This is a genomic window from Aeromonas sp. 5HA1 (assembly GCF_029237245.1).
Classification (GTDB): domain Bacteria; phylum Pseudomonadota; class Gammaproteobacteria; order Enterobacterales; family Aeromonadaceae; genus Aeromonas; species Aeromonas salmonicida.
In genome coordinates, this window is sequence record NZ_JAACFW010000022.1 from 15,261 (window position 1) to 38,034 (window position 22,774).

Genomic DNA, 22,774 nt, shown 5'->3' on the forward strand with positions numbered 1-22,774 from the left:
ATGACCTAGGTGGCGAGAAACGCTTGCCCCCACATTTGTGCCTGAAAATAGATGGGGGTCAGCCTGGCAGGATCCAGCTGGTAGTGCGGTGCCAGTTGGGCAAGCAGCGGCCAGTCTCCTTGCTCGTAGGTTTTCACCAGTTGGAACAGATGAAAGAGTGGCCCCTCATGGAACTCCAGCGCCCGCTGCACATCCTTGGGCAGATGAGCCTTGAGCTGGGCGGAGAGCAGTGAACCATCCAGCACCAATCCCACCAGAAAGGCCCAGCTGGCGGCATCCTTGCCAAGCGCAGTCATGGCAATCAGCTCGCAGAAGCGGCCACGGGCGATGGCCATGCGGGTACAGGCCTCCGGCATGTGATGACTGACCCGCGCCAGCCCGTAGATGAGGACGAACTTGCGGATCTCCTGCTCCCCCAGATAGGAGAGGGCTCTCGGCACAGAAGTAATGGAGCTGACGTGATCAAAGCCGGGAGCATTGACATAGGTAAGCAGCTGGCCCGGCAGCCAGGCGTCCTGCTCCAGCAAGCTGGCGACCCTGGCAAAAGAGAACTCCTCGTGGCAGATGACTTGCAGTATCTCCTGCACCAGCTTCATGTCCGGCTGGGCTGCGCGCTGATTGACCAGTTCGGGACGAGCAAGAAAACCGCCGGCGAAGAAATCGACCCCGGCCTCCTTGAGCGGCAAAAAATCCCCCCAGGTCTCGATGTCCAGAGCCATTCGCTTGTGCTCGGTCGGCTGGCTGATCCCCTCCTCTCCCATCCAGAACACCAGCAGACGGCAGGCGTTGAGCCAGCGTGGTTCGCGCTGGGCGCAGTGCACGGCCAGACGCCGCCGGTAGTCACGCCACTGGGTCAGCACGGGAAACGAGGCGGGCAGGCGCTCGGCAGAGGCCTCGACCAGCGGAATGGTATCCGGGTCAAACAGCAAGGGACGTTGCTCATCGAGCTGTTCATGGCTGAAGGGCAACAAGTATTGACGCCCCTGGGCCAGCAGACGGCATTGCGCTGCGAGCAGAGTCCACTCGGCAGGGTCGGCAAGCTGGTAATCAATGCCATAGGCAACGAGGGCAAGACGGCGGTTGAAGATGGGGTAACGACGTAACAGCATGGGCTCACCGATAGGCTAGCGTACACGCCCTCCCCTGCGACTTGGCATGATAGAGCGCCTGATCGGCCTGTTCGGTCAAGCTCTGCCATGTTCCATCCAGCGAGGGAACCAGATAGCTAAAGCCTATGCTAACCGTAATGAAATCAGCAACTCGGGAAGCCGGATGCGGGATCTTTAATTCACTCAGCCCCTGGTGAATCTGTTCGGCCAACCGCTCGGCTTCACCAGGCTGCGGACCGCACAGCAGGATCACAAACTCCTCCCCGCCGTAGCGCGCCACCAGATTGGTGCGTCGTCGCTCCGCCTCCTGCAGCAGGCTGGCCACCTGTTGCAGACACAGGTCTCCCTTGGCATGACCGAAGTGATCGTTATAGGACTTGAACTCATCCACATCGATCATCAACACCGCCAGCAAGCTCTGATGACGACGGGCCCACTCCCACTCCCGTTGCATGGTGAGATCCCAGTGACGACGGTTGGCGATGCCGGTCAAGGGGTCTTCCAGCGACAGCATGGACAGTCGTTTGTTGGCCTCCTCCAGTGCCCGGTTGGTTTCTGCCAGCTGCATGGTACGCTCGCTGACCCTCAGCTCCAGTTCCCGGTTGAAATGCTCCAGCGCGGCCTGGGTGCGTTGGCGGATCAACAGCTGGGAGAGCATGGCGGCGTACTGCTTGAAGATCTCGCTCTGGTAGGCCTTGAGTGGCCGACGCCACAACAGGTTGTCGGCAGCGATCCAGCCGATGGGCATGTCTCCGTCCCACAGCGAAACCATGGCATTCCAGCCGCGTCCCACCTCCTGCTTCTCGTAGTAGAGCGGCGCATCTTCCAGCACCAGCACATAATCCTTGCGACGCAGCGCCTCCTGCACAGTGGGGTGCTCCGGGATGGGGCTGACGAAGTGGTGCTCGTCGATGAGCTCACCTGCCTCGTTGGTTCCCCAAGTTCCGCGCATGGTCTTGAACTCGGCGTCGACCAGGAAGATGGCGATGCGATCAAACTGCAGATCCTGGCGCGCCAGCGCCACCGCATCGTGCAGCAGCTGCTGCTCGCTATCGCAGCGGGAAAGCTTGACCCCCACCTGATGGAGCGCCTGCAACATGCTGAGGAAGGAGTCCTGCAACGCCTGGCTGCGGATGAGATCGGCCTGGGTGTGTCTGCGCTGATCCCGCTCCTGATCGATCTGGCTGGCGAGCAACCGACTCTCCAGCTCGGCGGCCAAGTAGTGCATCAGCAATTGGATACTCTGCTGCTGGCGTCGGGAGAGGCGATCGAGACGACGGCGGGTTTCCAGATAGACCACGGCCTCCAGCCCCTTGTGGCGCTTGAGCGGGAAGCAGGCACGCAGGCACGGCGTTTCCGGTTCGACGGTTTCCCAGACATCGGCGGTCGGGGCTGTCTGCTCCACCACCAGCTGACCCTTGTCGAGCGCATGTTCGATGAAGATGATGGGGAGTTTGGCGGGCGCAAGGGCCTCTGCATTCAGGCAGATCAGCCCCTGCTCCAGTTGAAAACTGTAAAGTTGGGACTCGGGCGCCCGCAACCACAGGTAAATCTGTTCGGCTTCTGTCTTTTCCCTGACTGCTGCCAGTGTCACTTCACAGAGGTGTTCAAAACTGGTGAAGTGCTCTGGATCCCATTCCTGCATGCCTGCCATCCTTGGTTGTATCCAAGCGAGTATATCGGCAAACATTGCACATTAATTGACTAGGCAGTCAAAAGCGCGATCCAGAGCCCAATTTTTATAACAAATTCAATGCCTGCATCGCACTACGGATGCGCTCGCGGGTCGCTTCTGACAGCGGCATCACCGGCAGGCGGCACTCTTCGCTGCAGAAGCCGAGCAGGGAGACCGCATACTTGGCACCTGCCGGACTCGGCTCGGCAAACATGGCCTGATGCAGCGGGATGAGTTTGTCCTGCAGTTCACGCGCTTCCTGCCACTTGCCGGCCAGGGTCAGGTTCTGCACCTCGGCCACCAGTCTGGGTGCCACGTTGGCGGTAACAGAGATACAGCCTTGCCCGCCACCTATGTTGTAAGCCACCGCGGTAGCATCTTCACCTGAGAGCCAGGCAAACGGCTTCTTGATGAGCTGACGCTCGGTCCAGGGACGAGCCAAGTCACCGGTGGCATCTTTCACGCCGGCGATGCGCGGCAGTTCGGCCAGACGGGCCAGGGTGGCAGGTTGCACGTCAACGATGGCGCGCGGCGGAATGTTGTAGACGATGATGGGCTTGCTGGTGGCGTCGTGTACCGCCTTGAAGTGGTGATAGAGTCCCTCCTGATTGGGACGGTTGTAATAACCGGCCACGTGCAGGGTGGCATCGGCCCCCGCCTGCTCGGCATGACGGGTATATTCAATGGCCTCGACCGGGTTGTTGGAACCGGCTCCGGCGATCACTGGCACCCGGCCGGCTACCTGCTTGACCACCAACTTCACCACGCGGCAATGCTCGTCGTGGGTCAGGGTCGGACTCTCGCCCGTCGTACCGACCGGCACTATGCCGTGAGTGCCCTGCTCTATGTGCCACTCCACCAGGCGGGCCAGTGCGGCCTCATCCAGCTGGCCCTGTCGAAATGGGGTGATCAGGGCAACTATCGAACCTTGAAACATGGGATTTCCTTCTCCTGGATACGGTAAAAATACTAATAAAAAACCCCGGTACGGGTTGCGCAACCGGGGTTGAATCTTCTCAGGGATGAGAGGTTACGCGCGAACGTCGGCAGGCCCGAATGTCAGGCTTTTTTTGTGCTTTCGTTTCAACTCGTTGGACCGCATTTCATCATCTCTGGTCAAAAAATGGTGTCTGGGCATATTTCGGGAACACGGCATAAATGTCAAGGCGAAAGGGGCTATGTATAATGGCCGCCCAAAATTGCGTGGAGAGACCCGATGAGCAGCCCTATCAGTGCCGTCAGCCAGATGCTGGAACGAAACCAAGCCCTCTTTGTCGGCAAACGGCTACTTGTCTGCGGCACCCTGGAGGATGACTATCCCCGCCAGCTGGCTGAGCTGGCCAGTTCCCTGACTGTGTTTACCACGGATTATTGCTACTACCGCAGCCAGCAGGCAACGTTGGGTGACGCTATCCTGTTCGACCACCAACTGGGCGGTGCCCCCCGTTTCGATGCCCTGCTGCTGCTGATGCCCAAGGCCAAGGCAGAGGCCCAATACCTGCTGGCCATGATGACCCCCTTGCTGGAGGCGGGTGCAGACCTGTTTCTGGCCGGGGAGAATCGCGGCGGCATCAATGGCGCCGACAAGCTGCTGGCCGCCTATGGCAACAAGCCAGTCAAGCGCGACTCGGCCCGCCGCTGCTCTCTCTATCACGGCGAGCTCTGCAAGCCGGTCGCCCCGTTCGAGCTGGATAGCTGGTTTGGCCGCTACCAGTGCAAGGCCGGTGACACCGAACTGACCGTGCTGGCCCTGCCCGGCGTTTTCAGCGCTGCCGAACTGGATCTCGGTACCCAGATGCTGCTGGCCAGTCTGCCCCCCATGGGCGGCAAGTTGCTCGATTTTGGCTGTGGTGCCGGCGTCATTGGCTCTGTGCTGGCCAAACGCAATCCGGGGCTGGAGGTCAAGATGGTGGATATCAGCGCACTTGCGCTGGAGTCGAGCCGCCGCACCCTGGCCATCAACGGTTTGCAGGGACAAGTCCAGGCCTCCGACGTCTATTCCGACATCAGCGGAAAGTTTGACCACATCGTCTCCAACCCCCCCTTCCACGCCGGCCTCAAGACCTTCTATGCGGCCACCGAAACCTTCCTCGCCAAGGCACCTGAATACCTGTCGGCGAATGGTGGCCTGACCATAGTCGCCAACGCCTTCCTGCGATATCAACCTATACTGGAAACGCACTTCAAACAGACCGACATAATCAGCAGCGATGCCAAATTCAAGGTCTATCTGAGCAAAGTGTAAATAAGTGTAACCAGTCACCGGAAACAGGTAGAGAGCCCCATCCGGGATCTGATAAGGTAATTGTCATACCGCAAACCACCCCTTTAGGGGTGTTTTTTTGCAGTAACATGAAAACCTTTTCACGGTATGAACTCAGGGAGAGAAATACGATGGCAGGCATACTCACCATGATACTGGCGGGCGGAGAAGGAACCCGTCTCCAGCCGCTTACCACCACCCGCAGCAAGCCCTCTGTCCCGTTCGGTGGCAGTTATCGACTGATCGATTTCGTGCTCAACAACTTCGTCAACGCGGACTTCCTGCGCATCTACGTCTTGACCCAATTCAAGTCCCAGTCCCTCTATCTGCACATGAAGAAGGGCTGGAACATAGTCGGCATCACGGACCGCTTCATCGACCCTATTCCAGCCCAGATGCGAATGGGAAAACGCTGGTATGACGGCACGGCCGACGCCATCTATCAGAACCTGCGTTTCATCGAGATCTCGGACCCGGAGCACGTCTGCATCTTCGGCTCAGACCACATCTACAAGATGGACGTGAGCCAGATGGTGACCTTCCACAAACAGAAGGCCGCCGCCCTGACCGTCGCAGCCCTGCGCATGCCCATCGAGGAGGCGAGCGCCTTCGGGGTGATAGAAGTGGATCAGGAAGGCCGCATGATCGGCTTCGAAGAAAAACCCAAACATCCCAAGCACATTCCGGGGGATCCTACCCAGGCATTGGTCTCGATGGGGAACTACATCTTCGAAACCGAAGCGCTTTATCGCGAGCTGAAGCGTGACGCCGCCGAGGAGAACTCCAGCCACGATTTTGGCAAGAACATCATTCCCAGCATGTTCCCCCGCGCCCCCGTCTATGTCTATGACTACAGCACCAACGTGATCCCGGGCGAGAAACCCACCGTCTACTGGCGCGATGTGGGCACGCTTGACTCTTATTGGCAGGCACACATGGACCTGGTCGCCGACGATGCCCCCTTCTCCCTCTATAACCGCAAGTGGCCACTGCACACTCACTACCCGCCCTTGCCACCCGCCACCTTCGTCGATACCGATGACTGCAAGGTCAAGATAGCCAACTCCTTGATCTCCGGCGGCTGCTTCATTCAGGGCAGCCAGATCCAGCGCTCCATACTGGGATTTCGCTGCAACATAGGCCCCTGCAGCCACATCAGCGAGTCAGTGTTGCTCGGGGATGTGAAGATAGGCGAAGGTTGCTCCATCAGGCGCGCCATCATTGACAAGAACGTTGAAATTGCACCCGGCACCGTGATCGGTGAAAATCTGGACCATGACAGAGAGAGATTTACCGTATCCGAAGGCGGTATCGTCGTGGTACCTAAGGGAGCAAGAGTTGGCTATTAACCCACTGAAAATCCTGTTTGTTGCCTCGGAAGTTGAGGGGCTTGTGAAGACCGGGGGCCTGGCAGATGTAGCCAGAGCCCTGCCATTGTATCTGGCCCAGAAGGGCCATGACGTCAGGATCATCTTGCCCTTCTACAAGACGATCAAGCGCCGTGATGAGGCCAGACTGATCGCCTCTCGCTGGTTGCCAACCCATCCGGGACTGCCGGACATCGGCTATCGCATCTACCAGATGGCGCTGGAAGGGGTCTGTGTCTATCTGATCGACTGCCCGCAATATTTCGATCGGCCCCAGCTCTACGCCGAGAACAACCAGGCCTATGGCGACAACGGTGAGCGGTTCGCCTTCTTCTCGGCCGCAGCCCTGCATGCCTGCGAGCAGCTGGACTTCGCCCCCGAGATAGTGCACTGCAACGACTGGCATACAGGTCTGCTGCCGCTGCTGCTCAAGACCCGCCATGCTCACAACCCCTTCTTCCAGCACACCCGCAGCGTGATCAGCATTCACAATGCAGCCTTTCAAGGGGTATTCGGTCGGGAGCAGTTCTGGGCCATGCCCGAAATTGCTGACTATGAACAGCGCATCAGCTACGACTATGGTCACGTCAATCTGCTCAAATGCGGTGTGCTCTATGCCGACAAGATCAATGCGGTCAGTCCCAACTATGCCAGTGAATTGCTGACCCACCTGGGCGCCCACGGCATGGCCAATATCTTCCAGCAGCGCGCTGCCGACTTGCGCGGCATTCTCAATGGCTGTGACTATAAGGATTGGGATCCGGCATTTGACGACTTCCTGCCCGCCACCTACGACGTGGACAACCTCGCTGGCAAACGGGTCTGCAAACAGACGCTGCAGCGGGAAGCGGGCCTGCCGGTCACGGACTTGCCCATCTACGGCATGGTGTGCCGCCTGACCGAGCAGAAAGGGGTACACCTGCTGCTACCCGTGCTGGACAAGTTCCTGCATCACAAGGTGCAGGTGGTGATAGTGGGGTCGGGTGATCCCTCCCTCGCCGCCCAGTTGCAGGCCACGGCACAGCGATACCCGGACAAGCTCGCCTTCCTCAACACCTATGACGACAGACTGGCCCATCTGGTGGAAGCGGGCGCCGACTTCTTCCTGATGCCCTCTCTGTTCGAGCCTTGCGGCCTCAACCAGATGTACAGCCTCGCCTACGGCACCTTGCCGCTGGTACGGGCCGTCGGTGGCCTCAAGGACACTGTCGTGGACTGGGATGCGGAACCCGAGCATGCCACCGGCTTCTGTTTCAACGATCCAACCGCCAATATCCTGCTCGATGCCATGCGCCGCAGCCTGCTCTATTACCTGCAGGATCCCGAGCGGTTTGCCCAGGTACAGCGCAATGCCATGAATACCCGCTTCAACTGGCCGGATTCGGTCACTCAATACGAGCAGATGTATCAGGATGCACTGGCCCGGCAGTGATGCTCATTGCTGAACTTTTGTGCCCTTGATGCTGCTTTGAACGTCAACAGCGAAAAAAGTCCCCTTTGGCTGTTGACGCTCATCCAAAACTCTATAGAATCCCCCACCGCAGTGATGCGAAGGTGGCGGAATTGGTAGACGCGCTAGCTTCAGGTGTTAGTGTCCCACGGATGTGAGGGTTCGAGTCCCTCTCTTCGCACCAATACTGCCATGCTGATTCAGCAGCATGTAAATCCAACTGGAAAACCCGAATGTGCGAAGGTGGCGGAATTGGTAGACGCGCTAGCTTCAGGTGTTAGTGCCCCCCGGGTGTGAGGGTTCGAGTCCCTCTCTTCGCACCATGCTTCTCCAGACAGCATGTAAATCAAAACTGGTAACACAATGTGCGAAGGTGGCGGAATTGGTAGACGCGCTAGCTTCAGGTGTTAGTGTCCCACGGATGTGAGGGTTCGAGTCCCTCTCTTCGCACCATGCTTCTCCAGACAGCATGTAAATCAAAACTGGTAACACAATGTGCGAAGGTGGCGGAATTGGTAGACGCGCTAGCTTCAGGTGTTAGTGCCCCCCGGGTGTGAGGGTTCGAGTCCCTCTCTTCGCACCATGATTCTGACATGTAAAAACAGAGCAATGCGTTCCAACCGCATTTAAAAACCAGCTGGAGAAAATCAGTGTGCGAAGGTGGCGGAATTGGTAGACGCGCTAGCTTCAGGTGTTAGTGTCCCACGGATGTGAGGGTTCGAGTCCCTCTCTTCGCACCATTCCTTATATAAAAGGCCCATCACGAGAGTGATGGGCCTTTTGTTTTTACTCCTTGTTATGACTATGCTTTTGACAACTTACCGCCCATCGTCATGCCAAGGAGCACATATGATACTGGATACCGATATTCACAACTTCTATGAACATCTGGTGCTCAAGGAGATCGAAAAGCAGGGGCTGAATCAGAAACTGAACAGCGAGCAAATGGCCGATCTCTGCTGCCTGACCCTGAACCAGCTGCCTTCCCACTATATTCGCCACGATGTCGACATGATCTACTTCCTGACCGACGCCAAGCGCACCGAGATGGAAAACAACGTCATCGCATCGCTTAAACAGGCGCAAGAGAAGGTCAAGAACGCCCCCGCAGCCCAGTCATAACCAGGATTGCTGCCAGAGCAAAGCCGCTATGCCTGTCATCCCGGCCACCGGCAGCAGTATCAGGACAGGTCTCAGCCTGGGTTCCAGCATGACCCAGGCAGCCAGCACAAAACCCAGACTCCAGATGCCGTACTCCTTTTCCTGACCCCAGCCCAGCACGGCCAGCAGTCCGACCAGCAGCACGACTCTCACGATCCAGATCATGGTGATATATCCTCTTGCATCACTTGATAACGATTATCATTTGTATTTTATGAGTATGCAATCAGACTTTGCTATCGGTGTCGAATGTCACATTCGGGCCAATAGAGCGCTCAAATACAGGTTATGAGATCAACTAATTTGTAATTTTTTCAATCAAAATTGCATTTTTGCTAAATCAGTTGGGATTTGCCCCCCTAGGTTTGTGGTAGATTGCGGCCTCTTTTGGGTTGGCCCCTCGGGATACAGGTATCCACAGGACGAGAGGGACCGACCTTGGCGAGCAAGAGTTTAGGAAGCATCTATGCAAAACCAGCAAAACCAAATTCGATTACCGGGCATGTTGCAGGTATTTGGCTGTCTGGCCATTTTCCTGGCCCTGGCATTCTCGTTCACCAGCGTACTGGACCTGCCAATTCAGTTGGCACTGTTCATCGCCTGGTTCGTCATCATGGGGCTCGGCATCAAGCTGGGTCATGATTACAAATCCCTGGAGCAAGCCGCCGTTGACGGTGTCTCCAAAGGGATGGGGGCCATCCTGATCCTGGTCTCCGTCGGCGCCCTGGTCGGCACCTGGATCGCAGGCGGTATAGTCCCCAGCATCATCTACTTCGGCCTCAAGGTAATACACCCGTCCATCTTCCTGCTGGCAACGCTGATCATCTGCTCCCTCACCTCGCTTGCCACCGGTACCTCCTGGGGCTCTGCCGCCACCGCCGGCATCGCCATGATGGGGATAGGCCACAGTCTTGGCGTCCCTGCGCCACTGGTGGCGGGTGCCGTGCTCTCCGGTGTCTACTTCGGTGACAAGCTCTCCCCCCTCTCCGACTCAGTGGTACTGGCCTCCACCATGTCCAATGTCGACGTGGTAGAACACATCAAGGGGATGCTGCCCATCAGCCTGCTCTCCTACATCATTACGGCCGCACTATTTACCGTGGTCGGCATGCAGTATTCGGGCAACGTCAGCCTAGAGCAGGTCAATCTGGTGATGGAGGCGCTCGACAACCAGTTCAACATCACCCCGCTGGCCGTAGTGCCGGTCGTACTGGTACTGGGTCTGCTCGCCAACCGCAAACCCGCCTTCCCGGTGATCAGTTTCGGCGCTCTGCTGGGGCTTGTCTGGGCCATAGCGTTCCAGGACATGGATCCGGTCAAGGCGATGCATTCCGCCTACAGTCCCTTCCCCATTACCTCAGGCATCGGCTTTATCGACAACATACTAGGGCGCGGCGGCATGGAATCCATGCTGGGTTCGGTCGCCGTCATCATCTTCGGTCTGGGCTTTGGTGGCCTGCTGGAGAAGGTAGGTATTCTGGAAGTGATCGCCAATGCCTTCGAGAAGCGCATCAACAGTGTCGGCAGCCTGACCAGCCACACCATAGGCACCGCCTTCCTGGCCAACGTATTCGGTTCGGCCATGTATGTGTCACTGATCCTGACTCCCAAGATCATGGCCAAGAACTACGACCGGCTGGGACTGGCACGCAAGAACCTCTCCCGCAACGCCGAGTTCGGCGGTACCCTCACCTGCGGCATGGTGCCCTGGAGCGACAACGGTATCTTCATGGCCGGGGTACTGGGGGTGGCGACCCTCGACTACCTGCCCTACATGTGGCTCAGCTTCACCTGCATCATAGTGACCATCACCCTCGCCTATCTGGGCAAAGCGGTGAACCGGGTTCCCGTCATCGAAGCGGCCAGCTCCCGCTGATCCACACAACAAACAACAAAGGCGCCTCAGGGCGCCTTTGTTGTGTCTGGACAGTTTTCAGGGGTAGAAACCGCGGCTGATGTGGCTCGGCTTAGCGCTGCTTGCCGCTGCCGATACCGAACGGGATGCGGTAGTCGCTGCTCTGCTCACCCAGGCTGACGGTCAGGTTGCCCTGAGTGCGGCTCGGAATACGTACCTGCTGGGTGCCCATCAGATTGGCGTGAACGGAAGCCACCACATCCCCTGACTCATTGCGCACTTCCAGCATGGGGTTGGTTTTGCCATCCACAGCGGCGGTTGCATGCCAGTTCACAAACAGCACGCCCGGTGCAGCGTTGAAGTCAGCGGGAACGGAAGCCTGAGCAAAACCGGCAGTCATCAGGCCTGCAACGGCCAGCATCTTGATTACGTTTTTCATGTTCATTCACTCTCTTGGTTTTTGTGTCATTGCCAAGGCCGGTTCGGCCTGAATCAATGCATCCTTGCAAGAGGTTATTCAAATAGTATGTAGTTCTTTCACCGACGTCTGACATTCTGGTTTCTGGTGTCATCGCCTGAAACAACCTGTTATTTGGCCACCTGGCGTTCCTGCCTAAGCGTTGAGTGAATATTAAACACCTCTGCCCACCTTTGTTAGCGAGATAAACTGGCCTAGATGTTCAAAAAAACTGACAGTGATGTAAATCACAGGTTCAGATACAGCTCACGGTGCAACTGACACTGAACTTCGGAGGGGATAAGAACCGGGATGAGGGGGAAACTTCCTGCATAAAGGGCAGGATCCCCTGCCCCTTGATATTTAGATGCCCGCCAGCTCCTCTGCCGTCATGGGCCGCAAGACCCTGCAAGGATTGCCGACGGCAACCACATTGGCCGGAATGTCTCTGGTGACCACTGAGCCTGCGCCGATCACGCTGTTATCCCCTATGGTGACACCGGGGCAGATAACTGTGCTGCCGCCGACCCAGACGTTGTTGCCTATGCGCACTGGTTTGCCAAACTCGACCCCCGCCACCCGAGGGACAAGGGCAACGGGGTGAGCGGCGGTGTAGATCTGCACCCCGGGGGCCAACAGCACGTTGTCGCCGATATGCACCTCGCACACGTCGAGGATGGTGCAGTTGACGTTGGCGTAGAAGTTCTCCCCCACATGGATATTGGCGCCATAGTCGCAGAAGAAAGGCGGGTTGATAGCACACACATTGCCCCGGCTGCCGAGCAGTTCCCGCAGCAGCACATCCCGCGCCGGTTTCTCCTGCCAACTGGTGTTGAAGGTGTAATAAAGGAAACGACAGCGCTCACGCGCCGCCTTGAGCTCGGGATCGCCCGCATCATAGGGCTGACCCGCCACCATCTTTTGCCACTCGGTGCCGTGCACCGGGGCCATTGCTTTTGCCATCACCTCGCTCACCACCTACGCCACCAGCCAGATCAGAGATTCATAGGGACGCAGCATACAAGATTGCGGCATTGCCGGGCTATCGGGGTAGTTGCCAAGCAGCAGACGGCCTTCCCTCTCTTGCAGATCTTGCGGCAAGTCGAAGGCCACAGGCTCACCGTAGAAATTGCTTACCACCAGCAGGGTCTGACCCTTGGCACTGCGGGTATAGGCCCAGATGCGCTGATGGCCTGGCAACTGCTCCTGATAATCCCCCTGCGTAAAGATGGGATGCGCCTTGCGAAGCGCGATCAGATTCCGGTAGTGCCAGAACACTGAGCCCTGATCGGCCAGTGCCGCTTCGGCGTTTATCTCGGTGTAATTGGCAGCGGGCCTGAGCCAGGGCGAACCTTGGGTGAAGCCGGCATTGAGGGCTGTGCTCCACTGCATGGGTGTACGGGAGTTGTCGCGAGACTTGGCACCGAGAATGGCGAGGATCTCGGCTTCGTTCATGCCTTCGGCTTGCTTGATGGCGAAGATATTGCGGCTCTCCACATCCTGATAGTCATCAATGCTCTGATAACCGGGGTTGGTCATGCCAATCTCCTCCCCCTGATAGATGTAGGGGGTGCCCTGCAGCCCGTGCAGCGTGCTGGCCAGCATCTTGGCGGCAGCAACGCGATGCTCGCCCTCGTCCCCGAAGCGGGAGACGATGCGCGGCTGATCGTGGTTGCACCAGAACAGGGCCGACCAGCCCTTGCCGTGCATGCCGCTCTGCCAATGGTTGAAGATACGCTTGAGTTCGAGAAAATCGAACGGCGCCTTGGTCCATTTGTCGCCGTTGGGGTAATCCACCTTGAGGTGGTGGAAGTTGAACACCATGGAGAGTTCGGAGCCATCAAGGGCACCGTAGCGCTGGCAGTGCGCCAGCGAAGTGGAGGACATCTCACCCACCGTCATGGCGCCGACCGGGGCGAATACGTCGCGGCTCACATCCTGCAGGAATTCGTGGATGCGCGGCCCGTCGGTATAGAAGCGGCGGCCATCGCCCACGTCGTCGTTCGGGAAAGTCTGATCCTTGGAAATCAGGTTGATGACATCAAGGCGGAAGCCATCAACCCCCTTGCCGGCCCAGAAGTGAATGATGTTTTTGACCTCGGCGCGCACCGCCGGGTTTTCCCAGTTGAGATCCGCCTGCTCGCGGGCAAACAGGTGCAGATAGTACTGGCCGGTGGCGGCATCCAGCTCCCATGCACTGCCACCAAACTTGGATTGCCAGTTGTTCGGCACACAACCATCCACCGGATCTTTCCAGATGTAGTAGTCGCGGTAGGGGCTGTTTTTATCCCCCAGCGCCGATTTGAACCAGGCGTGCTCGGTGGAGGTGTGGTTGACGACTATGTCCATCACGATACGAATGTCACGGGCATGGGCTGCCGCCAGCAGCGCCTCGAAATCGGCCATGGTGCCGTAGGCGGGATCAATCTGGTAGTAATCGGCAATGTCATAGCCGTTATCCACCTGGGGGGAAACATAAACCGGGGTCAGCCAGAGGGCATCGACCCCCAGGGTCTTGAGATAATCGAGGCGGGCCATGATCCCCTTGAGATCGCCGGTGCCACGGGCACCCGAATCCTGAAAGCTCTTGGGGTAGATCTGGTAAATCACGGCGCTCTGCCACCAGGGAGTTTGGCTCATGGGTCTTTCTCTTGTCTCGAATAAAAAATGGAGAGGGCGGCCCCTTGCGAGGCCGCCCTGATGAGTGCACTCAAGCGATGGCTTGAGCCAGTTTGCCCGAGGCCTGTTGACGCTTGTAGACCAGCAGGGTCAGCACCAGGGGCACCACTATCGCCACCAGCATGGCGATGGCGTAGATGGCCCAGTATTGCGGCTGGATGGAGAGGATACCCGGCAGGCCCCCTACCCCTATGCCGTTGGCCATCACACCGGCGAAGCCGCAGATGAGGGCCGCGCAGCTCGAGCCCACCATGGCGCACAGCATGGGGAACTTGTACTTGAGGTTGATGCCGTACATGGCCGGTTCTGTCACCCCCAGGTAAGCCGAGATAGCGGCAGGCACGGAGATCTCCCGCTCGTTCTCCTTGCGGCTGATGAGGATGATCCCTACGACGGCAGATGCCTGGGCGATATTGGACAGGGCGATCAGCGGCCATATCGGGGTGCCACCCATGCTCTGCATCAGCTGCAAGTCCACCGCGTTGGTGGTGTGGTGGATGCCGGTGATGACCAGGGGCGCATAGAGGAAGCCGAACAGGGCGGCACCAATGGGCGCGAAGGAGCCGGTCATGGCGGCCTTGGCGGCAAAGCCGACACCGTCACCAATCCAGCGACCGAAGGGGCCGATAAAGGCGTGCGCCACTATCACCGCCAGCAGCAGGGAGATAAAGGGCACTATCACCAGATAGAGATACGCCGGAATGATGCGCTTGAGGTTGGTTTCAACCCAGGCAAGGAATACCCCCGCCAGCAGCGCCGGAATGACCTGGGCCTGATAACCCACCTTCTGGATGACAAAGAGGCCGAAGTCCCACACTTCCGGGGTCTGCTGGCCGATGCCATAGGCATTCATCAGCTGCGGCGAGACCAGGGTGATACCCAGCACAATACCGAGGATCTCGGAGCCGCCCATCTTCTTGACCGCGGACCAGCAGACGCCCACCGGCAGGAAATGGAAGATGGCCTCACCCAGCAGCCAGAGGAAGGCGTGCACCTGAGCCCAAAACTGGCTGATCTCGACCAGAGTGTGGGTCCCGTCGTCGAACATCTTGATGTCGCCGATGACGTTGCGAAAACCCAGGATCAAACCGCCTGTGATGATGGCGGGCAACAAAGGCACGAAGATCTCCGCCAGGTGGGAGATGCCGCGCTCCAGCGGATTCATGTTCTGACGGGCAGCCAGCTTGGCGGCATCCTTGCTGCCACCGCTGACACCAATCTCCTCGGTGAGCGCCTTGTACCAGTCATCCACCTCGTTGCCGATCACCACCTGGAACTGGCCAGCATTGGTGAAACAACCCTTTACCGCCGGTATGGTCTCGATGGCCTTGCTGTCTGCTTTCGCCGGATCGTTCAGGACGAAGCGCAATCGGGTCAAGCAGTGGCTGACGGTGGCGATGTTCTCCTTGCCGCCGATCTTGTCGATCAGGGTGGCAAGCTGCTGTGCGTTGATCTTGGACATGAGTCTTCCCTCTGTGACTCCATTGATATTGGTCTGCCTCGCCCTTTTGGGCCAGTCTGTCGGCCGGAGCGTTTTTGGTATCGTTCCCATTTAGCATGCAGCCAATTTGAACAGACCGAAATGGGAACGTTCCCATTTCGTGGTCAACATCACAAAAAGCGTGTTTTTTGTGCAGGGCTAAGTGATGGGGCTCACAGTGTGTGGCAAGGGGCTATGGTCGCCAGCGGACAGCGGCCCTGCTCAATCTGGCCGAGCAGCTGGCGGGCCGCCTGCTCCCCTGCCCTTTTGTAGCCAAGATCTAGGCTAAGGGCATTGGGAAAGAGAAAACTGAGCATGGGGTTGTTGCCAAGGCCGGTCACCAGCACTTCGCTACGCCCTTGTTCTTGCAAGTATTTTGCTGCACCTATGGCGAGGGTGTCACTGGCGCAGACCAGCGCCTGGGTGGTGGAGGTAAGCAAGTCGGCAGCCAGCCGGTAGCCGCTTTGCAGGCTGAGATCACCGAGGGCACTGCGCGGGCTCAATCCCTGTTCGGCGCAGTAGCCGAGATAGGCATCGAGCCGGCGCTGACCCGTGGTGAGATCCGAGGTATCCACCCCCAGATAGGCGATATCGCCTACTCCACGGGTCGCCAGCTCTGCCAGCATGGTGCGCACCGCCCCCCCATCGTCGAAACAGACAGAGGAGAAACCGGGATATTCGCGCGCCACCAGCACCAGTTTGTCCTTGAGCGGTGCCATAGCGTCGTAGTCCAGATCGTTGAAGGCAAAGAGAATGATGCCATCCACCCCGCGCCGCTCCAGCACAGCCAGATGCTCCTGCACCTTGGCGGGAGAAAACTTGCTCTCCATCAGCACGGCGTCATAGCCGCGCTGGTAGAGGGTTTCCAGCATGCCACGCACCGCCTGATTCTCCGAGCTGGAATCGAGGCGCGAGACGATGATCCCCACCACCTGCTGGCTCTGGCTGCGCATGGCCCGGGCCGACTTGCTCGGCACGAAGCCGTGCTCGGCGATGACCTGCTCCACCCGCTCGCGGGTCGCCTGCTTCACCTTGGGATCCTGATTGAGCACCCGGGAGACGGTCGACTTGCCGACACCCGAGAGGCGGGCGATATCGAGGATGGTCAGTTTCTTGTCCATGAATTGGCTCACAGGGGGCTCGGCGGTGGAATTGCCCACATTGTTGTGATTAAGCCCTGTGAATACAAGCCCATGGCGTTAGAATGCCTTTTTTGCCCCGGCGAACGTCGTGCCGCTCGCCATCGCACAGGACGCGCATCATGGATCTGTTGGCAAGTCTGCACTTCTCCCTCTCCATCACGGGCCCCATCTGCGTGGTACTGCTGCTCGGCATCTGGCTAAAGCAGCTGGGTCTGCTGCCAGACAGCTTCGTCGAATCCGCTTCCCGCCTGGTGTTTCAGGTCACACTGCCGGCCCTGCTGTTTCTCAGCATGGTGCGCACCGATTTTTCCACCATGCCGAGCCCCTGGCTCATCGTCTACGGCTTGCTCGGCACCCTCACCGGCTTTCTGATCCTTGAGGCACTGGCGGCCCGCTTCATCACTGAGCGACGTCAGCGCGGCATATTCGTGCAGGGCAGCTTTCGCGGCAACATGGGGATCATGGGGCTGGCCTATGTGCAAAACGCTTACGGGCCGGAGGGGATCGGCGCCGCCGCCCTGCTGGTGGGCTCGGTAACCGTGCTCTACAACATCCTGGCCGTCATCACCCTCACCCGCAGTCTGGGAGGCGGCAAAGGGATCAAACCCATTCTTAACGGGATCGCCAAAAACCCTCTCATCATCGCCATCCTCTCGGCCATGCCATTTGGCCTGCTCGGCATTGAGTTGCCCCAGCTGGTCATCACGACGGGCAACTACTTCGCCAACATGACACTGCCACTGGCCCTACTCTGCACCGGCGCCAGTCTCAATCTCAAAGCCCTGCGCGGCGGCGCCATGCTGACCGGCTGGGCCACCGTCAACCGGTTGTTCTGCATTCCCTTGTTGCTGGTGCTGGGGGCCTGGGCGCTGGGCTTCAGCCAGCAGGCCCTCGGCATACTGTTTTTGATAAGTTCCACCCCCACTGCTGCCGCCAGCTATGTGATGACCCGCGCCATGGGGGGCGACAGCGCACTGGCCGCCAACATCATAGCCACCACCACGCTGGGCTCGCTCATCACCACCAGCCTGGGCGCCGCCCTGATGAACTATCTGGGGTTGATGGGGTAATCCATTTGGTCAGGCTCTTTCATGTTCTTGCTCCAGCACCATCTTCTCGTGGGCCAGAAAGAAGGGGCGATAGAGTACATAGCTGTTGAGGATACAGACCAGACTCATAAGGCCATTGCTCCAGCTGCCATTGGCCGCCCATGCGGCCCCCAGCGGCGAGGGCATCGACCAGGGCAACAAGGCGATGAAGCGGTCTAGAAAACCCCACTGGGTCAACTGCCAGGCCAGCACAGCATTGATCAGCGGCACGCTGATGAACGGCAAAAAGAACAGCGGGTTCATGATGATGGGAAAGCCAAACAGCAGTGGCTCATTGATATTGAACAGGGACGGGATGAACCCCAGTTTGCCCACCGACTGAATCGAGTGAGAGCGACTGCGCATGGCCATAAACACCAGTGGCAAGGTAGTCCCAATCCCCCCGATCAGCAGGTAATAGTCCCAGAACCCTTGCAGGAAAATATGAGGCAAGGGCTCCCCCGCCATCAAGGCCGCCTGATTGGCACTCACGCCGGCCATCCAGAAAGGTGACAGCAAACCTGTCACTATCAGGGCCCCATGGATCCCCATAAACCAGAGCAGATGGGCAATCAGCAAGGTGATCAGCAGGGCTGGCAAGGTGTCGGCCCCGACTATCAATGGCCGGAACAGGGAAGCCATGAAATCCGGCAGACTGATCCCGAACTGCTGCAGCAACCAGAGTCGCATCAGGCTGAGGGAGAGCATGGTGAACAGCAGAGGCACTATCAGCTGGAACCCCCGCCTCGTCATCACTGGCACCTCGTCCGGCATATGGATATACCAGCCACGCCGATAGAAGAAGCGGGTCACCTCCACCGAATAGAACGCCATCAGCAAGGCCGTGAAAATCCCTGCCCCACCCAGATAGCCAAACACCCCGGGTTGCAGCGAACGAAAGTCGATCAACATCAAAAACGCCATGCACCCCCCCAGGCCGCACAGTCGCTCCGGCATTTCGTATGCCTTTGCCAGGCTTGAGGCCGCCCCAAACGCAATGATCAGTGCCACCAGCCCAAGAGTGTGGGAATAGACGGGAAACAGGAAAGGGTGCAGCTCATGGGCCAGCCAGTGCAGCCACTGGCCGAATGCGTGGGGGGTATCGGGGGCGATGGGGGGAAACAGTATGGGCACCAGCAGGCTGCCGACGATGACGAAAGGCATGGCCAACTGAAAACCATCGCGCAATGAGAGCACATGGCGACTGCGGGTCAACCAATTGGCAAACGGTACCATGCGCTGCTCGATCATGCCGACCAGCATTGCCATCCATTGCAGATTCATCACTCGATTTTCCGTCCCTTCGCTGTGTGTTGGCCCCTGTCATCTTGAGGCTTGGACGCCATTTTGACGGCTTTGTGGTTTTGTTTCCGTAGTATCCGCAACCATTTTGCCGTTTCTTTACCTAGCTCACATTTTCCACTGCTTTCAACCCCAAATTACCGATCCTGTTCACACATATACGGACATGATACGGAAACCGGTTTCCAAATTAAATCCATCGATCCAGAATGCGCCATCCGTTACGAACGACTGGAGAATCTGGAAATGAAAAAAATCATGTTGTGCTGCTCCTCGGGCATGTCGACCAGCCTGCTGGTCAAGAAGATGAAAGAGGAAGCGGACAAGCGGGGGGTGAGCGCCGAGATACAAGCCTTCGGTGCGGCAGAGTTCGATCTGCAGATGCCTCACTACCAGGTGGTGCTGCTGGGGCCACAGGTCAAATACATGCAGGCCGAACTGCAGCAGCGAGCGGCGGCTCACGGCGTGCCGGTCGAGACCATCAACATGATGGATTACGGCATGCAGCGTGGTGACAAGGTCCTCGACCACGCCCTCTCTCTCATCCGCTGATGCGCAGGCCCCAACCAGTGAATGTCACAAGGAAACCTTCATGAACACCCTATACGAACGCTTTGTCAGTACCATAGAGAACCGGGTCAGTCCGCTGGCCGGGCGAATTGGCCAGCAAAAATATGTGCAGGCCATCCGTGATGGCTTCATCGCAGCTCTGCCCTTCATGATCGTCGGCAGCTTCATGCTGGTGTTCATCTTCCCCCCCTTCTCACCCCAGACCCAGTGGGGATTTGCCCGCGCCTGGCTCGACTTCTCGTCCACCTACCAAGCCCAGTTGCTGCTCCCATTCCAGCTAAGCATGGGCCTGATGACCCTGTTCATCTCGGTGGGAATAGGTGCCAGTCTGGCCCGTCAGAACGGGCTCGACCCTGTCACCACAGGCCTGCTCTGCCTGATGTCCTTCATGCTGGTAGCCGCCCCCGTCAAGGATGGCGCCATCTCCATGCAGTACTTCTCCGGTCAGGGGATCTTCACGGCCCTGATCACCGCCATCTATGCGGCTGAGGTGTACGCCTTCCTCAAACGCAACAACATCACCATCAAGCTGCCCCCCCAGGTACCAACCGGTGTTGCCCGCTCGTTCGAGGTGCTGATCCCCGTGCTGGTGATCATCCTGACCCTGCATCCCCTCAACCTGCTGCTGGAAAACAGCACCGGCATGATATTGCCGGAAGCCATCATGTCGCTGGTCAAGCCGCTGGTCGCTGCCTCCGACTCCCTGCCTGCCATGTTGCTGGCTGTGCTGGTGTGCCAGGTACTCTGGTTCGCCGGGATCCACGGCGCCCTCATCGTCACCGGCATCATGAACCCGTTCTGGATGGCCAATCTGGCCAATAACCAGACCGCCATGGCGGCAGGTGAAGCCTTGCCCCACATCTTCCTGCAGGGCTTCTGGGATCACTACCTGCTGATCGGTGGCGTCGGTTCCACTCTGCCACTGGCCTTCCTGCTGCTGCGCAGCAAGGCAGCGCACCTGAGATCCATCGGCAAGATGGGTGTAGTGCCGGGCCTGTTCAACATCAACGAACCCATACTGTTCGGTGCGCCCATCGTCATGAACCCCGTGTTCTTCCTGCCCTTCATCCTGGTGCCCATGATCAACGCCACCCTGGCCTGGTTTGCCCTGGATTTCGGTCTGGTGGAACGGGTGGTCTCCCTCACCCCCTGGACTACACCGGGCCCCATCGGTGCCTCCTGGGCCGCCAACTGGGCCATCAGCCCCATGGGGTTGAGCCTGCTTTGCATGTGCTCTGCCGCGGCCATGTATTACCCCTTCCTGAAAGCCTATGAGCGCACCCTGCTCAAGCAGGAAGAGCAAGAAAAGAACGAGGAAGCGCCGACGCTGGCGGTCGCCACCAGCCGTTGATTGCCTGCCGGGGCCGCCTGGCGGCCTCTTTTTCAAGATTGGAGTAACACGAGATGCAATACCGTTTTCCTGAAACGTTCTGGTGGGGCAGCGCCTCCTCAGCCGCACAAGCCGAAGGCGCCAGCCTGCAGGGTGGCAAGGCCCCGACCATCTGGGATCACTGGTTTGAACAGGCCCCCAACCGCTTTCACCAGCAGATTGGCCCAGCTCAGACCTCCGGTTTCTATGAATATTTTCGCGACGATGTTCGCTTGCTGCGCCAGCTCGGTCACAACAGCTTTCGCACCTCCATTGCCTGGGCACGGCTGATCCCGGCAGGGCGGGGAGAGCCCAATCCGGAAGCAGTGGCTTTCTATGACGCCATGCTCGACGAACTCAAGGCCGAGGGGATCGAGCCCTTCATCTGCTTGTTCCACTTCGACATGCCGATGAGCATGCAGTCACTGGGGGGCTGGGAGAGTCGGGAGGTGGTCGCAGCCTACGCCGAATTTGCCGAGACCTGCTTCAGATTGTTCGGTCACAAGGTCAAGCACTGGTTCACTTTCAACGAACCCATAGTGCCGGTGGAGGGAGGTTACCTCTACGACTTCCACTACCCGAACGTGGTAGATTTTCGCCGCGCCGCCACAGTGGCCTATCACACCATGCTGGCCCATGCCATGGCAGTGCAGCGTTACCGTGCCCTCGGCCAGGATGGCCAGATCGGCATCATTCTCAACCTGACGCCCTCCTATCCGCGCTCGCAGCATCCGGCGGATCTGAAGGCGGCCAACATTGCCGATCTGATGTTCAACCGCAGCTTCCTGGATCCGGCGGTCAAGGGAGAGTACCCGGCCGAACTGGTGTCACTGCTCAAGGAGTATGACCAGCTGCCCGCCTGCGAAGCGGGAGATCAGGCACTGTTGGCAGCAGGCAAGATCGACCTGCTGGGGATCAACTATTACCAGCCGCGCCGGGTCAAGGCCCGCAGCAATGCGGTCAACCCTGCCAGCCCCTTCATGCCGGAGTGGTTCTTCGACTACTACGAGATGCCGGGTCGCAAGATGAACCCGCACCGGGGCTGGGAGATCTACGAACAGGGGATCTACGACATCCTCGTCAACTTGCGCGACCACTACGGCAACATCCCGAGCTACATCTCGGAGAACGGCATGGGGGTCGAAGGCGAGGCCAAGTTCAAGGGGCCGGATGGCCAGATCCAGGATGACTACCGCATCGGCTTTATACGGGATCACCTCATCTGGTTGCACAAGGCGCTGGAAGAAGGCTGTCAGTGCCGGGGTTATCACCTCTGGACCTTCATCGACAACTGGTCGTGGAGCAACGCCTACAAGAACCGCTACGGCTTTATCGAACTGGAGCTGGAGAGCCAGACCCGACGCATCAAGAAGAGCGGTCAGTGGTTTGCGACCGCAGCCCGCGAACACGGCTTCAACTGATGGTCTCGTCACGAGACCGCTAAAGACACTGCGCCGGCACAAGGGGCCGGCACTCATGACCAAGGAGCGTATATGTTCGATCTGGAAGAGACAGTGATGGGTCTTATCATCAATGCCGGCATGAGCCGCAGCCTCTGCTTTGAAGCGCTGCGCCAAGCCAAGGCAGGCCAGTTTGCCGAAGCCGACGATCTGCTGCGCCAGGCCGGTGAGGCCGCCAACGCCGCTCACGCGGTGCAGACCAGGCTGATTGAAGCGGATGAAGGGGAAGGCAAGATCCCGGTCAAGCTGATCCTGGTGCATGCCCAGGATCACCTGATGACCGCCATGCTCGCCAAGGAGCTGGTCACCGAGCTCATTGAGCTGCATCGCAAGCTGGCCGCCTGAGG

At 58.6% G+C, this 22,774-nt stretch carries 20 protein-coding genes and 5 tRNA genes; 15 read left to right on the forward strand and 10 right to left on the reverse strand.

The annotated features are described in order from the left end of the window. Positions 1 to 5: 5 nt before the first annotated feature. The 3 genes from GWQ27_RS17680 to dapA form a co-directional block, all read right to left on the reverse strand. Positions 6 to 1,109, reverse strand: a complete 1,104-nt coding sequence (locus tag GWQ27_RS17680; RefSeq protein WP_219593081.1) for an HDOD domain-containing protein — start codon at positions 1,107 to 1,109, stop codon at positions 6 to 8. A 4-nt stretch (positions 1,110 to 1,113) separates the two neighbouring features. Continuing rightward, the gene (locus GWQ27_RS17685; RefSeq protein ID WP_275907915.1) at positions 1,114 to 2,754 is read right to left on the reverse strand and encodes a GGDEF domain-containing protein; all 1,641 of its coding nucleotides are present in this window, start codon (positions 2,752 to 2,754) and stop codon (positions 1,114 to 1,116) included. Between the two features lie 94 nt (positions 2,755 to 2,848). Next, positions 2,849 to 3,721 carry a 4-hydroxy-tetrahydrodipicolinate synthase gene (gene dapA / locus GWQ27_RS17690; RefSeq protein WP_111588866.1) on the reverse strand — a complete coding sequence of 291 codons (873 nt, stop codon included), beginning with the start codon at positions 3,719 to 3,721 and terminating at the stop codon, positions 2,849 to 2,851. A 279-nt stretch (positions 3,722 to 4,000) separates the two neighbouring features. On the opposite strand from dapA, the gene rsmC reads away from it, so the two are divergent. The 9 genes from rsmC (at position 4,001) to GWQ27_RS17735 (ending at position 8,986) form a co-directional block, all read left to right on the forward strand. After that, positions 4,001 to 5,029, forward strand: coding sequence for a 16S rRNA (guanine(1207)-N(2))-methyltransferase RsmC (gene rsmC, locus GWQ27_RS17695; RefSeq protein WP_265433575.1), 1,029 nt, complete (start codon positions 4,001 to 4,003; stop codon positions 5,027 to 5,029). Between the two features lie 149 nt (positions 5,030 to 5,178). Continuing rightward, entirely contained in the window at positions 5,179 to 6,396 is a 1,218-nt protein-coding gene (glgC, locus tag GWQ27_RS17700; RefSeq protein WP_058394546.1) for a glucose-1-phosphate adenylyltransferase, read from the forward strand. Beyond that, a complete protein-coding gene (gene glgA, locus GWQ27_RS17705) occupies positions 6,386 to 7,846 on the forward strand; it encodes a glycogen synthase GlgA (RefSeq protein WP_265433576.1) in 1,461 nt (486 codons plus the stop codon). The genes glgC and glgA overlap by 11 nt, the downstream gene beginning before the upstream one ends. A gap of 116 nt (positions 7,847 to 7,962) precedes the next feature. Beyond that, positions 7,963 to 8,048, forward strand: a tRNA-Leu gene (locus GWQ27_RS17710). 53 nt (positions 8,049 to 8,101) lie between these two features. Beyond that, positions 8,102 to 8,187, forward strand: a tRNA-Leu gene (locus tag GWQ27_RS17715). Positions 8,188 to 8,231: 44 nt separating this feature from the next. Beyond that, positions 8,232 to 8,317 (forward strand) — tRNA-Leu (locus GWQ27_RS17720). Between the two features lie 44 nt (positions 8,318 to 8,361). Further along, positions 8,362 to 8,447, forward strand: a tRNA-Leu gene (locus GWQ27_RS17725). 71 nt (positions 8,448 to 8,518) lie between these two features. Further along, positions 8,519 to 8,604: transfer RNA gene (locus GWQ27_RS17730), tRNA-Leu, on the forward strand. Between the two features lie 109 nt (positions 8,605 to 8,713). Next, positions 8,714 to 8,986, forward strand: a complete 273-nt coding sequence (locus GWQ27_RS17735) for a late competence development ComFB family protein (protein WP_059111923.1) — start codon at positions 8,714 to 8,716, stop codon at positions 8,984 to 8,986. Here GWQ27_RS17735 and GWQ27_RS17740 read toward each other — a convergent pair. Beyond that, positions 8,981 to 9,190, reverse strand: a complete 210-nt coding sequence (locus GWQ27_RS17740) for a hypothetical protein (protein WP_265462593.1) — start codon at positions 9,188 to 9,190, stop codon at positions 8,981 to 8,983. The two genes, GWQ27_RS17735 and GWQ27_RS17740, sit on opposite strands and share 6 nt — an antisense overlap. A gap of 301 nt (positions 9,191 to 9,491) precedes the next feature. Between GWQ27_RS17740 and nhaC the strand changes: the two genes are divergently transcribed. Next, entirely contained in the window at positions 9,492 to 10,901 is a 1,410-nt protein-coding gene (gene nhaC, locus GWQ27_RS17745; protein WP_256685910.1) for a Na+/H+ antiporter NhaC, read from the forward strand. A gap of 91 nt (positions 10,902 to 10,992) precedes the next feature. Here the strand turns inward: nhaC and GWQ27_RS17750 are convergent, their stop codons facing one another. The 5 genes from GWQ27_RS17750 to treR all read right to left on the reverse strand — a co-directional run bounded on the left by GWQ27_RS17750 (position 10,993) and on the right by treR (position 16,617). Further along, complete coding sequence (locus GWQ27_RS17750) at positions 10,993 to 11,325, reverse strand: hypothetical protein (protein WP_017412399.1); 333 nt, start codon at positions 11,323 to 11,325, stop codon at positions 10,993 to 10,995. Between the two features lie 375 nt (positions 11,326 to 11,700). Further along, positions 11,701 to 12,312, reverse strand: a complete 612-nt coding sequence (locus tag GWQ27_RS17755) for a sugar O-acetyltransferase (RefSeq protein WP_275907916.1) — start codon at positions 12,310 to 12,312, stop codon at positions 11,701 to 11,703. A gap of 3 nt (positions 12,313 to 12,315) precedes the next feature. Continuing rightward, the gene (gene treC, locus GWQ27_RS17760; RefSeq protein WP_275907917.1) at positions 12,316 to 13,977 is read right to left on the reverse strand and encodes an alpha,alpha-phosphotrehalase; all 1,662 of its coding nucleotides are present in this window, start codon (positions 13,975 to 13,977) and stop codon (positions 12,316 to 12,318) included. Between the two features lie 70 nt (positions 13,978 to 14,047). Beyond that, complete coding sequence (gene treB, locus GWQ27_RS17765) at positions 14,048 to 15,478, reverse strand: PTS trehalose transporter subunit IIBC (protein ID WP_011898304.1); 1,431 nt, start codon at positions 15,476 to 15,478, stop codon at positions 14,048 to 14,050. A gap of 191 nt (positions 15,479 to 15,669) precedes the next feature. After that, positions 15,670 to 16,617 carry a trehalose operon repressor TreR gene (gene treR, locus GWQ27_RS17770; protein WP_275907918.1) on the reverse strand — a complete coding sequence of 316 codons (948 nt, stop codon included), beginning with the start codon at positions 16,615 to 16,617 and terminating at the stop codon, positions 15,670 to 15,672. A 140-nt stretch (positions 16,618 to 16,757) separates the two neighbouring features. On the opposite strand from treR, the gene GWQ27_RS17775 reads away from it, so the two are divergent. After that, positions 16,758 to 17,708 carry an AEC family transporter gene (locus GWQ27_RS17775; RefSeq protein WP_275907919.1) on the forward strand — a complete coding sequence of 317 codons (951 nt, stop codon included), beginning with the start codon at positions 16,758 to 16,760 and terminating at the stop codon, positions 17,706 to 17,708. A gap of 9 nt (positions 17,709 to 17,717) precedes the next feature. Here GWQ27_RS17775 and GWQ27_RS17780 read toward each other — a convergent pair whose 3' ends face one another. Further along, positions 17,718 to 19,010, reverse strand: coding sequence for a PTS transporter subunit EIIC (locus GWQ27_RS17780; protein WP_275907920.1), 1,293 nt, complete (start codon positions 19,008 to 19,010; stop codon positions 17,718 to 17,720). A 264-nt stretch (positions 19,011 to 19,274) separates the two neighbouring features. Here GWQ27_RS17780 and GWQ27_RS17785 point away from each other — a divergent pair, with 264 nt between their 5' ends. The 4 genes from GWQ27_RS17785 (at position 19,275) to chbA (ending at position 22,772) form a co-directional block, all read left to right on the forward strand. Then, positions 19,275 to 19,580, forward strand: a complete 306-nt coding sequence (locus GWQ27_RS17785) for a PTS sugar transporter subunit IIB (protein WP_042467706.1) — start codon at positions 19,275 to 19,277, stop codon at positions 19,578 to 19,580. A gap of 40 nt (positions 19,581 to 19,620) precedes the next feature. Further along, a complete protein-coding gene (locus GWQ27_RS17790) occupies positions 19,621 to 20,949 on the forward strand; it encodes a PTS sugar transporter subunit IIC (protein ID WP_275907921.1) in 1,329 nt (442 codons plus the stop codon). A gap of 53 nt (positions 20,950 to 21,002) precedes the next feature. Further along, a complete protein-coding gene (locus GWQ27_RS17795; protein WP_096117976.1) occupies positions 21,003 to 22,388 on the forward strand; it encodes a glycoside hydrolase family 1 protein in 1,386 nt (461 codons plus the stop codon). A gap of 72 nt (positions 22,389 to 22,460) precedes the next feature. Beyond that, a complete protein-coding gene (gene chbA / locus GWQ27_RS17800) occupies positions 22,461 to 22,772 on the forward strand; it encodes a PTS N,N'-diacetylchitobiose transporter subunit IIA (protein WP_021138996.1) in 312 nt (103 codons plus the stop codon). Positions 22,773 to 22,774: the final 2 nt, after the last annotated feature.

What these genes read in the sequence shown, in the direction of transcription:
- GWQ27_RS17735 (WP_059111923.1), top strand. Translation starts at nt 8,714, where the DNA reads ATGATACTGGATACCGATATTCACAACTTCTATGAACATCTGGTGCTC.
- treC (WP_275907917.1), bottom strand. Translation starts at nt 13,977, where the DNA reads ATGAGCCAAACTCCCTGGTGGCAGAGCGCCGTGATTTACCAGATCTAC.
- chbA (WP_021138996.1), top strand. Translation starts at nt 22,461, where the DNA reads ATGTTCGATCTGGAAGAGACAGTGATGGGTCTTATCATCAATGCCGGC.
- GWQ27_RS17795 (WP_096117976.1), top strand. Translation starts at nt 21,003, where the DNA reads ATGCAATACCGTTTTCCTGAAACGTTCTGGTGGGGCAGCGCCTCCTCA.
- treR (WP_275907918.1), bottom strand. Translation starts at nt 16,617, where the DNA reads ATGGACAAGAAACTGACCATCCTCGATATCGCCCGCCTCTCGGGTGTC.
- rsmC (WP_265433575.1), top strand. Translation starts at nt 4,001, where the DNA reads ATGAGCAGCCCTATCAGTGCCGTCAGCCAGATGCTGGAACGAAACCAA.
- GWQ27_RS17680 (WP_219593081.1), bottom strand. Translation starts at nt 1,109, where the DNA reads ATGCTGTTACGTCGTTACCCCATCTTCAACCGCCGTCTTGCCCTCGTT.
- GWQ27_RS17750 (WP_017412399.1), bottom strand. Translation starts at nt 11,325, where the DNA reads ATGAACATGAAAAACGTAATCAAGATGCTGGCCGTTGCAGGCCTGATG.
- GWQ27_RS17780 (WP_275907920.1), bottom strand. Translation starts at nt 19,010, where the DNA reads ATGAATCTGCAATGGATGGCAATGCTGGTCGGCATGATCGAGCAGCGC.
- glgC (WP_058394546.1), top strand. Translation starts at nt 5,179, where the DNA reads ATGGCAGGCATACTCACCATGATACTGGCGGGCGGAGAAGGAACCCGT.
- dapA (WP_111588866.1), bottom strand. Translation starts at nt 3,721, where the DNA reads ATGTTTCAAGGTTCGATAGTTGCCCTGATCACCCCATTTCGACAGGGC.
- GWQ27_RS17790 (WP_275907921.1), top strand. Translation starts at nt 19,621, where the DNA reads ATGAACACCCTATACGAACGCTTTGTCAGTACCATAGAGAACCGGGTC.
- treB (WP_011898304.1), bottom strand. Translation starts at nt 15,478, where the DNA reads ATGTCCAAGATCAACGCACAGCAGCTTGCCACCCTGATCGACAAGATC.
- GWQ27_RS17685 (WP_275907915.1), bottom strand. Translation starts at nt 2,754, where the DNA reads ATGCAGGAATGGGATCCAGAGCACTTCACCAGTTTTGAACACCTCTGT.
- GWQ27_RS17775 (WP_275907919.1), top strand. Translation starts at nt 16,758, where the DNA reads ATGGATCTGTTGGCAAGTCTGCACTTCTCCCTCTCCATCACGGGCCCC.
- GWQ27_RS17785 (WP_042467706.1), top strand. Translation starts at nt 19,275, where the DNA reads ATGAAAAAAATCATGTTGTGCTGCTCCTCGGGCATGTCGACCAGCCTG.
- nhaC (WP_256685910.1), top strand. Translation starts at nt 9,492, where the DNA reads ATGCAAAACCAGCAAAACCAAATTCGATTACCGGGCATGTTGCAGGTA.
- GWQ27_RS17740 (WP_265462593.1), bottom strand. Translation starts at nt 9,190, where the DNA reads ATGATCTGGATCGTGAGAGTCGTGCTGCTGGTCGGACTGCTGGCCGTG.